Annotated in this window: 12 protein-coding genes; 8 read left to right on the forward strand and 4 right to left on the reverse strand. The window is 50.2% G+C overall.

Annotation, left to right across the window (positions count from 1 at the left end; all coding sequences use genetic code 11):
- Nucleotides 1-51: 51 nt before the first annotated feature.
- From rarD to ACKU41_RS16110, 4 genes are all read right to left on the reverse strand, one after another.
- The gene (gene rarD / locus ACKU41_RS16095; protein ID WP_321402228.1) at nucleotides 52-951 is read right to left on the reverse strand and encodes an EamA family transporter RarD; all 900 of its coding nucleotides are present in this window, start codon (nucleotides 949-951) and stop codon (nucleotides 52-54) included.
- A 96-nt stretch (nucleotides 952-1,047) separates the two neighbouring features.
- Nucleotides 1,048-2,268, reverse strand: a complete 1,221-nt coding sequence (locus ACKU41_RS16100) for an EAL domain-containing protein (RefSeq protein ID WP_319778546.1) — start codon at nucleotides 2,266-2,268, stop codon at nucleotides 1,048-1,050.
- Nucleotides 2,269-2,446: 178 nt separating this feature from the next.
- Nucleotides 2,447-2,776, reverse strand: a complete 330-nt coding sequence (locus ACKU41_RS16105) for a P-II family nitrogen regulator (RefSeq protein ID WP_319778548.1) — start codon at nucleotides 2,774-2,776, stop codon at nucleotides 2,447-2,449.
- Between the two features lie 30 nt (nucleotides 2,777-2,806).
- Entirely contained in the window at nucleotides 2,807-4,177 is a 1,371-nt protein-coding gene (locus tag ACKU41_RS16110; RefSeq protein WP_319778549.1) for an ammonium transporter, read from the reverse strand.
- Between the two features lie 552 nt (nucleotides 4,178-4,729).
- Between ACKU41_RS16110 and ACKU41_RS16115 the strand changes: the two genes are divergently transcribed.
- From ACKU41_RS16115 to trpD, 8 genes are all read left to right on the forward strand, one after another.
- The gene (locus ACKU41_RS16115) at nucleotides 4,730-5,527 is read left to right on the forward strand and encodes a 2-amino-3,7-dideoxy-D-threo-hept-6-ulosonate synthase (protein ID WP_321402231.1); all 798 of its coding nucleotides are present in this window, start codon (nucleotides 4,730-4,732) and stop codon (nucleotides 5,525-5,527) included.
- Between the two features lie 20 nt (nucleotides 5,528-5,547).
- A complete protein-coding gene (locus ACKU41_RS16120; protein ID WP_319778551.1) occupies nucleotides 5,548-6,531 on the forward strand; it encodes a 3-dehydroquinate synthase II family protein in 984 nt (327 codons plus the stop codon).
- A gap of 7 nt (nucleotides 6,532-6,538) precedes the next feature.
- On the forward strand, nucleotides 6,539-7,642 hold the full coding sequence (gene pheA, locus ACKU41_RS16125) for a prephenate dehydratase (protein WP_321402234.1): 1,104 nt from the start codon (nucleotides 6,539-6,541) through the stop codon (nucleotides 7,640-7,642).
- Between the two features lie 143 nt (nucleotides 7,643-7,785).
- Complete coding sequence (aroA, locus tag ACKU41_RS16130; protein WP_319778553.1) at nucleotides 7,786-9,120, forward strand: 3-phosphoshikimate 1-carboxyvinyltransferase; 1,335 nt, start codon at nucleotides 7,786-7,788, stop codon at nucleotides 9,118-9,120.
- Nucleotides 9,121-9,122: 2 nt separating this feature from the next.
- Nucleotides 9,123-9,899 (forward strand): prephenate dehydrogenase/arogenate dehydrogenase family protein, encoded by a 777-nt coding sequence (locus tag ACKU41_RS16135; RefSeq protein ID WP_319778554.1) that lies wholly within the window; start codon nucleotides 9,123-9,125, stop codon nucleotides 9,897-9,899.
- Nucleotides 9,900-10,057: 158 nt separating this feature from the next.
- On the forward strand, nucleotides 10,058-11,473 hold the full coding sequence (locus ACKU41_RS16140) for an anthranilate synthase component I family protein (protein ID WP_319778555.1): 1,416 nt from the start codon (nucleotides 10,058-10,060) through the stop codon (nucleotides 11,471-11,473).
- Complete coding sequence (locus ACKU41_RS16145; RefSeq protein ID WP_321402239.1) at nucleotides 11,454-12,026, forward strand: aminodeoxychorismate/anthranilate synthase component II; 573 nt, start codon at nucleotides 11,454-11,456, stop codon at nucleotides 12,024-12,026. Before ACKU41_RS16140 ends, ACKU41_RS16145 begins: the two co-directional genes overlap by 20 nt.
- 31 nt (nucleotides 12,027-12,057) lie before the next feature.
- Nucleotides 12,058-13,047: an anthranilate phosphoribosyltransferase gene (gene trpD / locus ACKU41_RS16150; RefSeq protein ID WP_321402241.1), complete on the forward strand. Its 990-nt coding sequence runs from the start codon at nucleotides 12,058-12,060 to the stop codon at nucleotides 13,045-13,047.

Below are 13,047 nucleotides of genomic sequence, written 5' to 3' on the forward strand. Positions count from 1 at the left end.
GCTGAATTTTCCAGCATATTATTTCTGTTTTTTCAGCTTAAATCATTACGGTTAATTGCTGAGGTTCGACACTGCTTTGAGATTTTTACTCAGCCCATCGGCAATATAGATTGCAATTCCGCTCCATATGAAGGCGAAGGTTACCAGTCTCGCGAAATTAAACGGTTCGCCGAATACGAAAACTCCGAGCATCAGAGCGAGGGTGGGGGCGATATACTGCATCATTCCCAGTGTAACCAGCCTCAGCCTGCGCGCTCCATGGGCGAAAAAGATGAGAGGCAGCGAAGTCGCTGCTCCTGCTCCAAGCAACAGGATGTTATCCAATAATCCTATTTTATGTATACTTATTTCGCCTGAAAAAGCCAGCCAGATAAGGTATCCTGCGGAGGCAGGTGCAAGTACAGCTGTCTCTACAAAAAGGCCCGGCAGGGATTCCACCTTCATAACTTTGCGGACCAGTCCGTAAAAAGCGAAAGATACAGCCAGAGTCAATGCTATATAAGGAACGTGTCCGTAATCAATTATAGAATAGATGACGCCGCATGTTGCAAGCGTGATGGCAGCAGCCTGCATCCTGCTCAGCCTTTCTTTCATGAAAATGAAGCCCAGCAGGGCATTCATAAGTGGAGTCATGTAGTATCCCATGCTGGTGTCCACCACATGGCTATGGTTGACTGCCCATATATAAACGAACCAGTTGATGCCGATGAGAATGCTGCTTGTGCTGAGCAGGATCTTGCCCTTTTTGTCTGCAAGTGCAGACCTGACTTCCGCCCAGCGTTTTTTGCAGGAAAGTAAAATCCCTACGAAAAAAAGCGACCAGACAATTCTGTTGCAGAGAAGCTCCAGAGCCGGAACCTCTTCAAGGGCTTTCCAATAGACGGGCAGGAGTCCCCACATAATGAAGGCGGCTGCAGCATATATTATTCCATCGTGAGTATCTTTATTCATTTTTCCTGTCCTTTTAATCTAATAAGGCAGGAAAGATATGCCAAACACCGCATGGTTGCAACTGACTTTACAGTTACAACCATGCGGTCCTTTTGATTATGTGCTGATATCAATGCAGAGGATAGGGGATTTGGGGGTGTCATACATTTTGTTGGAAACTGTGACACAGTTGTTGCCGGAAGCAAGTGATATGTATGGGGCGGTCGTGTGCCATTTGTTGCCGGTCTTGATGGTCAGGTAGTATTCCTTCAGGGAATGGTCTGCACCGATCGGGGCCGGCTGGTAGATGAGGCGTCTGCTTTCCTTGAGCTTGAATGGATTACAGATGGTTCCGGAAATCTGAATCCCGTTGGTGTCAAGGATATAGGCACATTCGATGTTGGTATTTTCCGTTATGAATGCCGAAAGCGCTGAGTCCGCATTAGCGGGGATTCCGTCCATGAGGGCTTCACGAAGTTTGTCAGCCATTCGCCTGTAGCTCTTTTCCATTATTTTCTTGTGGTTCAGTTTTTCAAGAACATGGGTTTTGAAACGTGAGGCTAAAAAGCTGACAGGGGTCATGTCCGGATTAACGGCCAAAGTTGCCGGAGCCGGTCTGCTGAAGAAAAAGCCCTGAAAAACATCGATGCCCATGCTCATCAGGGTCAGGGCTTCTTCTACTGTTTCAACTCCTTCCGCCAGCGGAAGGCAGCCGGTCCTTTCGGCAAGGTTGATCAGTGAACGGGTTACTTCCATATTATGAAATTTTTTATTTATATCGGTGATGAGGGAACGGTCGATTTTGATTATATCCGGCTTGAGTGAGGGAATCCGGTCTAGATTTGAATGTCCTGTCCCCACGTCATCAAGGGCAATAAGAAAACCGTGTTTACGGGATTTTTTTACAAATGCGGTAAGGGCGATTTCGCATCCTGCCTTGGATTCTATTATTTCAAGGATGATGTTTCCGGTGGGGATGGAGCATTCCTTAGCCATTTTCAGTGTCAGACCGTAGTTGAAAGTTTCTTCATTGATGATGGCAGCGTCAATATTTACGGACAAAAGCAGTGAACGGTCATTTTTCGAAATGGGAGCGAATGTTTCAAAGGCTTTTTTGCGGCAGGCCCGGTCCAGCTTGGCCAGAGTGCTTATGTCTTTACACATGCTGAACAGGGTTACCGGAGAAATATTCTCGCCAGTACGGGGATTGGTTGCACGGATCAGCGCTTCAAAACCAATCAATCCTTTACGGTTCATGGAAATGAGCGGCTGCAGAACTGTTGTCAGACAATCGTTATCGATAAGTTCGTGGATGGTAAAATCAAATGTAGTATTCATAACTGCAGTCGCTTTGTTCTGTTTTGCCAAATAAAAGCGGCCGAAAGGGTGGGAAGTCCCTTCCGGCCGTTGGGGTTCGATGGAGGTGGGCATCGAACCGGGACCGGGCTTAACTGCCGATGAAAAACCCGGCCTGCTGTACACTAATTGGGGTTAGAGTTGCTATGTGAGTGTTTCTTTAGAGTGATTCTTCGCCTGTTCTGATCCTGATGGTCTGGTTCAGGTCCTGAACAAAGATGACACCGTCACCTTCTTTGCCTGTCTGGGCGCCGGTTTTAATGGCTTCCAGCGCTCCTTCCAGTTTGGCTTCGTCCAGTCCGATTTCGATGCGGACTTTTTTGAGCAGGTTAACTTCCATTACAACACCGCGGTATGTTTCAGTGAATCCGGCTCCTCGGCCTGATCCGAGGATGTTAGTTACCGACATGGAGTAGATGCCTTTGGCGTAGAGGGCCTGCTTTACCGGAGTAAGGCATTCGGGCCTGATATATGTGATGATGAGTTTCATTATATTATTCCTCTCTTTGTGATAGTTGGATTATTCGTTGGAGAAGATCTGGAAACCGTTGTAGGACTCCATGCCGTGTTCGCTGATGTCGAGGCCTTTCATTTCTTCTTCCGCGGTAACCCTGACGCCCATTACAGCCTTGGCGATGCTGAAAGCAAGGTAGCCCATGCCGAATGCCCAGACAAAGCAGACTGCGATACCGATGATCTGAGGGATAAGCAGTGCGAACCCGCCGCCGTAGAAGAGGCCGCCTGCGCCATCGTTAAGTGCGGGAGAGGTGAACAGTCCGCAAGCCAGAGTTCCCCAGGCACCGCATACACCGTGTACGGAGACAGCACCGACCGGGTCGTCGATTTTGAGTATTTTATCAATGAATTCGATAGAGAGAACTACCAGTATACCTGCAATGAGACCGATGATGATGGAAGCTGCAGGGGTTACAGTTGCACAGGGAGCGGTGATACCTACCAGGCCTGCCAGCGCGCCGTTACAGGTCATGGAGATATCAGGCTTGCCGTATTTGAACCATGAGGTGAACATTGCGCCGAGGGTACCTGCACATGCAGAGAGGCTTGTGGTCACAGCGATGAGACCGATGGAGCCGTCAGCAGTGGTGGTGGAGCCGGGGTTAAAACCGAACCAGCCGAACCAGAGGATGAAAACACCGAGGGATGCCAGCGGAATGTTGTGACCGGGGATAGCTTTTGCTTTGCCGTCAGCAGTGTATTTGCCGATACGGGGGCCGAGGATCATGGCACCGGCCAGTGCAATCCAGCCACCTACGGAGTGAACAACAGTGGAGCCTGCGAAGTCCATGAAACCGAGGCCTTCAAGCCAGCCGGCGCCGGAGTCGCCGAGCCAGAGGGAGCCCCATGCCCAGTGACCGGAGACAGGATAGATAAGCCCGGTAACAAGACAGGTTACGAGAATATAGCTGCTGAATTTAGTACGCTCGGCAATACCGCCGGATACGATTGTGGCTGCGGTGGCTGCGAATACAGACTGGAAGAACCAGAAAGTAATAGTCCACTGAGCGTCGGGATCGGTAAGTCCGGTTCCGGCAAGTGAGAACCCGGTGGTTCCAACGAACCCGCCGGCGTCTATGCCGAACATAAGGCCGAATCCTAAAAGGAAAAAGATGATTGACCCGGCTGCAAAGTCGAGAAAGTTTTTCATCAGGATGTTACCTGCACTCTTGGCACGGGTGAATCCTGCTTCAACGCATGCAAATCCTGCCTGCATAAAAAATACGAGGATAGCCGCGAGAAGGGTCCAGAGAATGTTGGCGTGAGTCTGGGACATGGCTTCTTCAGCTGCGAAAGCTGCGGAAGGTGCCGCCAGGAGCATGAGAGTTGCGAGGGCCGGAATTTTGCGGCCTACCATTGAACGTTTAATAGTCATACAGTCCTCCTTAGGGGTGTTGATTGCTTCAAGGATGTTTTTCCTAAAGCATGGACCGTGCCAAAAGTTTAACATACTGAAATAGCTGTGTTTTTTTTAATTAACTCAAAAATGTGGATTACAAAAATGTATTTTTGAACTTTTTTGTCGTATTGAGGTGTGGTGTAAATTACAAAAAGGTAAAGTTTGATTTTTCAAGAATCGTATGGCGTGGGGTGAAATTACAAATGGTTCATATTATATTAATGATGATAAAAAAATAAATAAAGTTGTTGACATTTTTTTCGGGACGCGGTTAGTAAATAGTCATGCAAACTTTCAACACCCTTGGCGCTAGCCGTTCATACTTTTTTTACTTTTTTTATTTTTGGTGCTCCCACGCTTGTGGTCGGGTGGAGGTTTGCTTGTACAAAAAGTAAAAAGAGAACATAGCAAACGACCTCTACGAAAGGGCCGCAGGCGAAGAATCGCCGGCGGCCCTTTTTTTTTACGGGTCGCCAAAAAGGGAAGCGGATCTTGGAGAACTAGAGGCAAACTTCAGGAGAAATTAAAATGCAGATCGGAAAAAGCGTAAGAATGGAGCGGATCATTAACCGCAATACAGGCCGGACTATTGTTGTTCCCATGGACCACGGTGTCAGCGTCGGCCCGTTGAAAGGACTTCGTTCAATGCGGCGGGCTGTTAACGATATGGTCAAAGGCGGAGCCAATGCCGTGCTCATGCATAAAGGCCTTGTCCGCTGCTCCCATCGTGAAGAAGGCGGCGATATCGGTCTCATCGTTCATCTCTCCGCCTCAACCTGTCTTTCCCCCCTCCCTAATAAAAAAACTCTAGTCGGTACTGTTGAAGATGCACTTCGTCTCGGTGCAGATGCTGTTTCCGTTCATGTCAATCTTGGCGACGAAGCCGAATCCCAGATGCTTTCCGATCTCGGTGAAGTTGCATCCTCTGCTACCAACTGGGGTGTTCCGGTGCTGGCTATGGTTTACGCCCGCGGCCCGAAAGTCAAAGACGAATTTGATCCCGAAGTCGTGGCCCTCTGCGCCCGCGCAGGCGAAGAACTGGGTGCTGATATTGTAAAAGTCCCTTACACCGGCGACATTGAATCTTTCAAAACCGTAGTCGAAGGCTGCTGTATTCCGGTTGTTATTGCCGGAGGACCCAAGCTCGATTCCACCCGCGATTTTCTGCAGATGGTTTCCGATTCCATTGAAGCTGGCGGTGCCGGTCTTTCTGTCGGCCGTAATGTTTTTCAGCATGAAAACCGCGTTAAGTTGATGGAAGCCCTGCACATGATTGTTCACAATGATGAAACTGTAGATACCGCTCTCGCGCATATCGGCGAATAGTTGAATTCAGGAATACGAAAATGAAAAAAATTATTTTTAAAGCGATCCCTTTCGATAAAAAACTGGTCAGTCTTGCTCTGGAGTCCGGTGTGGATGCAATCCTCACCTCACCTGAAGATAAGGAAACCATCGAATCCCTTGGGCGCGTAACAGTAATCACTCCCGATGACATGCCGTGCGTAGCCATTAACGAAAAGGCTGATGAAGCTGTCGCTGTTGATCTTGACAAAAAAGGCAAAGATGTCTGCCTTGCCGCCGGCTGGGAAATTATCCCGGTCGAAAACCTGCTGGCCCAGATTGATGCCCTTGCTCTCGAAGCCGAGTCGCTTGAACGGGCTCGGTTGGCTGCCAGTGTAATGGAACGCGGTGCCGATTCAATCGTGGTTACTCCCGAAGGTGCCGCAGATCTTAAACAAATCGTAGCTGAACTGAAACTCTCGCAGGGCAAGATGGATTTACAAAAAGCAACAGTCACCAAGATTGAATCCGCAGGGCTGGCCCACCGGGTCTGCGTGGATACCACTTCCAAGCTCAAGAAGGGGCAGGGCATTCTGACCGGAAATTCTTCAGCCTTTACCTTTCTCGTGCATGCTGAAACTGAATCCAACCCGTACGTTGCTGCGCGTCCGTTTCGAGTGAATGCCGGAGCTGTCCATGCTTACGCTATCCAGCCCGGTGATAAGACCATTTATCTCGAAGAGCTGCGTTCCGGTTCCGAGGTGCTGGTCGTGGATAAAAGCGGAGAGACTTCTGTGGCTGTGGTCGGACGCAGCAAGCTTGAAGTGCGACCCATGCTGCTGATTACCGCCGAGGTCCAGACTCCCGAGGGACCGATTTCCGGCAAGGTTTTCCTCCAGAATGCGGAAACCATCAGAGTTGTCAGCGGTGCCGGTGAGCCTGTCAGTGTGGTAACACTGAAAGAAGGCGATGAAGTTCTTTGCCGTATTGATGAAGCGGGACGCCATTTCGGAATGCGAATCAAAGAAGAAATTTCAGAGGATTAATAATAAAATGTCACAGTCCAGCACAAAAAATCTTGGCGATCTGCGGGTGGAAATCGATTCCCTCGACAGTGAGATTCTTGAGCTTCTCAACAAGCGTGCCGCTGCATCTCTGGCAGTCGGAGCAATCAAGGCCGGATCATCTGATCAGATTTTCAAGCCTTTCCGGGAACAGGAAGTACTGCGCGGCCTTATCAAGCGCAATCCCGGAACTCTCCCGCCTGAGCACCTTGAAGCAATTTATCGCGAAATTATTTCTTCTTCCCGCAGGCTGCAAAGGCCTGAGCGTGTGGTCTATCTAGGCCCCGAAGGGACATTTTCATATTTTGCCGGACTGCAGCATATGGGGCGTCAGGCCGACCTGATTCCCAAGAATAATTTTGAGAATATTTTTGTGGCCGTTTCCAAGGGCGAAGCCGATCTCGGCATTATCCCCCTTGAAAATTCGCTCAAGGGAACGGTCGGGCAGAACGTTGATCTCTTCATGCGTTACCCGGTTTTCATTCAGGCCGAGCTGTATCATCGCATCAGCCACGGACTGATGACCAAGGGTACCGACATCAGCGAGATCAAAACGGTCTACTCACACTCCAAGGCACTTGAGCAATGCACAGGGTGGTTGCGTGCCAACATGCCCGGTGCAGAGCTCGTGTCTGTGGAATCAACTGCCAAGGCCGCTCAGATGGTTGCTGAAAACGATGGTCCTATAGCCGCAGTTGGTCACGTAAAGCTCGCAAATCTCTTCGGCCTGCATGTTGCTGCCGAAGCCATTGAGGATCTGCCCGATAACTGGACCAGATTCTTGATCATCGGCCCCAGACCCGGACAGGAAGATAAGCGCGACAAGACTTCGCTGCTGTTCACCACCCCGGACAGACCCGGTGCGCTGGTGGAAGTTCTCAACGAGCTTTCCGGTCATGATATCAACATGACCAAGCTGGAGTCTCGGCCCGCTCTCGGCGAGAAGTGGAAGTACATGTTTTTTGTCGACCTGCAGGGCGATCTTGGAGCCGATGAACATGCATCATTAATTGAAGACCTCAAGGGTCGCTGCCTTACTTTTAAAATACTTGGCTGCTATCCGGCTGGCGCACAGGACGGCAGCAAGTTTTAAGGCTTAATGCCGCAGTCGGCTAAGGAGGGTAACTTTTGGAAAGAGTTTCTCTCCTCAGCCACCACTCCTTCAAAATTTTTTATTAGGCTTAGCCGCTTTGAATAAAGATTATCATCAGGCCTTATAAGCCGGGAATATATAAAATGACTTCTGAGAATGTAATTGTAATTAAAGCTCCATCTTCTAAATCCCTGTCTCACAGGGCTTTGATCGCCGGGGCTTTGTCCGAAGGGAATACTGTTGTTCTCGATCCTCTGGACAGTAATGACATCAACCGGACTATGGATTGCCTTGCCACCATGGGAGCCAAGTTCAATATTGACGGCACAGCAACCACTGTTACCGGAATGGACGGAGGACCCAAGGGCGGCGAGAAGGAACCTGCTATTCTGGAAATGCGTGATTCCGGCACTACCTGTCGTTTAATCACTGCTCTTGCCGGAGCCGGCAAAGGCCTTTTCCGGGTGCAGGGAACCCCGCGCATGCATGACCGTCCCATCGGGGCTTTGACCAGCGCGCTGGAATCACAGGGAACCAAGGTTACTTTTTCCGACAAAGAGGGTTATCCGCCGGTGACTCTTGAAGCGGGCGGCTTCAAAGGTAAGGAAATGGATATCTCTCTTGAGGAATCCAGTCAGTATATTTCCGGTCTGCTTCTCGGAGCCCCGCTGGCTGACGAGACTACTATAATTAATGTAGTGGGAAAAAAAGCAGTATCATGGCCTTACGTTGCCCTGACTTTGAACGTCATGGAAGATTTCAGAATCAAGTTTCAAGTCCAGATCAGAAAAAACGGTATGTGGAAAAAGACCGATTGGAGAAAAGTCGAAAAGGTCGTTCCTGGTGAAATCCGTTTTGTGGTCGAACCTTCAAAGTTCGAGCGTGACGAATACAGGGTGGAAGGAGATTGGTCCAACGCTTCCTATTTCCTTGCTGCCGGAGCTGTAGGTAACAATCCTGTTAAGATTGACGGAATGAACGTAAATTCCCTTCAGGGTGACAAGGCAATCATGTACATCCTTGAATCAATGGGGGCAAAAATTGAGAGTGACGAACACAGCGTAACAGTGTACCCTTCCAATCTTCACGGTGTGGAAGTGGATATGAGTAAATGTCCTGATCTCGTCCCCACTGTGGCAATGGTCGCCGCTTTTGCGGACAGCCCTACCACGATCACCAATGTGGCCCACCTGCGTATCAAGGAATGTGACCGCTTGGAAGCCAGTGCTGCCGAGGTCATGCGTGCGGGCGGTAAGGCTGAGATCACAGATGATTCCATCACCATATTCCCGGCACCGCTCAAGAAAGGTGAACGTATTGTCTTCACTACCTATGATGATCACCGCCTTGCCATGTGTACTGCTATTTTTGCTCTGGCAGGCATTGAATCAATCCCCGAAGAGCCGGGCTGTGTAGCCAAATCCTTCCCCGGTTTCTGGGATGAATGGGAAAAAGTTAAAAAAGGAAATGGTTGTTAGTCATGGAGTGCGAGTTTAATAAAATTCATAGCGTAGCCATCGTCGGGTCCCGTGGACAGATGGGGGGCTTCCTCGCGCTCACTGCCGAACGGGCAGGTATGATGGTCTACCGTTTTGACACGCCTCTTGATCAGGAAAAGATGGCCCGGCGTCTGCCGGATACCGATCTGGTGATCCTGTGCATCCCGGTAACAGTTATGGATGATGTTCTGCCCGTTGTTATTCCGCATATGAAAAAGGGCGCGATCCTTTCAGACGTGGGCTCGGTTAAAGGGCGTCCGGTTCAGCAGATGATCCGTGCCTACAATGGCCCTGTTGTGGGGACTCATCCTCTGTTCGGACCGGTGATTCCTACTGATTTCAACCCAACCGTGGCTCTTGTCGCTGAACGAGAAGAAGACCGTTCTGCTCTGCTGGCGGTAAAGGACTTTTTTGAGCGTCTGAATTTCGGTGCTTTCGAGTCTTCCGTTGAGGAACACGACAAGGCTATGGCCATGATTCAGGCCCTGAATTTCAGTTCCACAATTGCTTTTCTGGCCTGTTCACGGGAAATTCCCAATATCAAGAAATTTGTAACCCCGTCTTTCAAGCGCAGGCTTGAGTCCGCGCGCAAGATGGTCACTCAGGACAGCGATCTTTTCGGAACTATTACCGATGCAAATCAGTATAGTCAGGAAGCAACTCGCCTATTCCGTTCTTTTCTCTCCCTCGCAGCAGCAGGTGACATGGATCTGCTTGCAGACCGTGCTTCTTGGTGGTGGCGTGAAAGTAATACCTAGGGAGAAGTGCATCTAAAAAAGATAAGACCGCGTTCTCCCGGAACGCGGTCTTTTTTTTTGATATATAAAATTGGTATGAGTACTTGCTATAAATGTTCTTTGGCTCCCGGAAGGCCGCCGGAGGCATTAAGCACATAATTAAAACGGAGAATTTTACGATGAAGATTGAACTTACCCAGTATGGCAAATGGTTGCCTGCTGATACGCAGACCCCGATCAGCCTGTATCTCGGGCTTGTGGGCGATGCTCCGGGTATTCTATTGGAAAGTGCTGAAGTTGATGGCAGGCTGGGGCGTTACAGTCTGATTGCCTGGGATTTCAGGCTCAAGCTATCGCCTGTGCGCGGCAAGCTGTCCGTGGAGTGTGCTGACTCAAGGTTGGCCGGACTGGCGAGCTATTCGGGAATGGATTTTCTGGATGGTATGCGTGCAGTCATGAAAGCCCTGCATTTGAAGGCCCAGCCAGAAGTTGGCGATCTGCCTGCCCTTACCCGTGGGCTTTACGGCACATTGGGATACGGAATAGCCGGCATGCTGGAGCCTAAGTTGAAAGACAAGCTGCCCGCTGATGACGCAGAGGTCCGTTTGGCCCTGCCCGGTAGGGTGGTTCTGTTTGATCATCTCAAGCACAGTTGTTGCTTTCTGTCTCTGGATAAAGATGATGCCCCTGAGTTTACTCCTCCTGTTTTCGGTGCAACCTGTGAACCAACCAAGGTTGGTGATCCTGTTGCCGTGCCGGGTAAGGAAAAATATATGGAAGGGGTTAAAAAGGTGAAGGAACTCATTGCCGAGGGTGAGTGCATTCAGGTGGTTCTTTCCACCCGTTTTTCCGCTCCTTTCAGTGGAGATTCCTTTGATCTGTACCGTCGCTTGCGGCAGGCCAACCCCTCTCCATTCATGTTTTACATGAAGTTCAGCCGGGAGGAAATCCTGCTCGGTTCTTCCCCGGAATTGATGGCCCGCTGCGATAAGGGAAGGCTGGAAGTACGGCCCATCGCCGGAACCCGTCCACGCGGCAAGGATGCTGCCGGAGACCGCAAGTTTGCTGAAGAGTTGCTTGCAGACCCCAAGGAAATTGCCGAACACGTAATGCTTGTTGATCTCGGTAGGAACGACCTTGGACGTATTGCCAAGGCAGGTTCCGTGAGCGTGGAAAAGTTCAAGCAGATCGAATACTTCAGCCATGTCATGCACATCACTTCCTATGTGGAGGCGGATCTGCGTGATGATCATGATGCCATCGACGTGCTGCAGTCCACTTTCCCGGCCGGGACTCTTTCCGGTGCCCCGAAGATCAGGGCCATGGAAATCATCGCCGAAATTGAAGAAGTCCCGCGCGGGCCATACGGCGGCTGCATAGGGTTTATCGGTCTGGACAAGGATTCCGTTAATCTTGATACCGGAATCACCATCCGCTCCATGTGGATTCGTGACGGAAAGTGCCATTGGCAGGCCGGGGCCGGAATCGTGTATGATTCTGATCCTGAAATGGAATGGAAAGAATGTAACAACAAGGCAAGGGTGCTTAAGGAAATCCTGCAGTCGGAGGGCGGTGATGTTTTTACTCGTGGATAATTTTGATTCGTTTACTTTCAATCTGGTGCAGGCGTTCCAGCAGTTGGGAGCCGACCCGCTGGTGCTGCGTAATGACCGTGAGGAAATCCTCGAGTTGGCCGAATCCGGCAAGCTGGAGCGGGTCTGCCTCTCTCCCGGACCGAGCAACCCGGAGAATGCAGGTTATTCCCTTGAGTTCCTTTCTCGGCTTCCCAAAGAAATCCCGGTACTGGGGGTCTGCCTCGGACACCAGACCTTAGGTCATTTTGCAGGGGCTTCCGTGGTCCGGGCCGGACGGATAATGCACGGCAAGACTTCGGATGTTTACCATAACGGTGATGGCCTTTTTACTGGATTGGACAATCCGTTCAATGTCTGCCGTTACCACTCTCTGGTGGTAAACGTAGATGAAGCTCCTGATAAGCTGGAGCTGACTGCATGGACCGATCAGGATGAGGTCATGGGCTTGCGTTACAAAGACCGCCCATGGACAGGGGTGCAGTTTCATCCCGAGTCTATTCTGACTCCTGATGGACCGAAATTGCTTGAGAATTTTTTGGACGGTAATATTTAACTCTATCATCAATATATAGAAGGAAATACACATGTCACAGATAATAAGCGAAGCCCTGACTGCTCTGTGTGCAGGTCAGGACCTTACAACAGAACTGGCAGATGCTGTTTTTGAGGAACTTTTTTCCGGAGAAATGACTCATGCTCAGGCGGGCGCATTGCTCATGGGGTTGCGCAGTAAGGGCGAAAAGGCTGTGGAAGTAGCAGCGGGAGTTCGTGCGGCTTTGCGTGAAGCCAAGCTTATCAAGGGTATCAACAGTCCATGTATTGATACCTGCGGCACCGGCGGTGACGGGACCAACAGCTTTAACTGCTCAACAGCAGTGGCTCTTTATCTTGCGGATATGGGCTATCTGGTTACCAAGCACGGCAACCGGGCTGTATCTTCTTCCTGCGGTTCAGCTGATGTTCTTGAAGATCTGGGCGTTTCGCTGGGCACGACTGTAAACGAAGCACGTGATGTGTTGATTGAGAATAAATTTGTGTTCCTGTTTGCCCCCAATTACCATCCGGCCTTTGGAAAAATTGCTCCAATCCGTAAGGAATTGGGAATTCCTACCCTGTTTAACCTCATGGGCCCCCTGTTGAACCCCGCCCGTCCCACCCATCAGATATTAGGCGTGGGCAGGCCGGAGATTATGCGCCTTATGGCAGAAGTACTGGCTTTGACCAATGTGGAGAAGGCTTACGTTGTGCATGGGGCTGGCAATTTTGACGAATTGACCCCGTTCGGTGTGAACGATGCCATTTTGGTGGAGAACGGTGAACTGACTGAAGTTAAGATTGATCCTGCTGATTATGGATTTGCAACAGCCAAGCCTGAAGATGTGGCGGTGCAGAACCGAGCAGAGGCTCTGGCAGCTATCCGTAAGGTTCTGGCCGGGCAGGCTCCGCAAGCCATGCTTGATATGGTGGCACTTAACCTCGGCGCGTCCATATCCATCATGGATGGTATCTCTTTAGAAGAAGGCATGGAAAAAGCGAAGAGCAAGGTCGCCATGGGCGTGGACAAGGAATACTAG

The organism is Maridesulfovibrio sp. (assembly GCF_963678865.1).
Lineage (GTDB): Bacteria > Desulfobacterota > Desulfovibrionia > Desulfovibrionales > Desulfovibrionaceae > Maridesulfovibrio.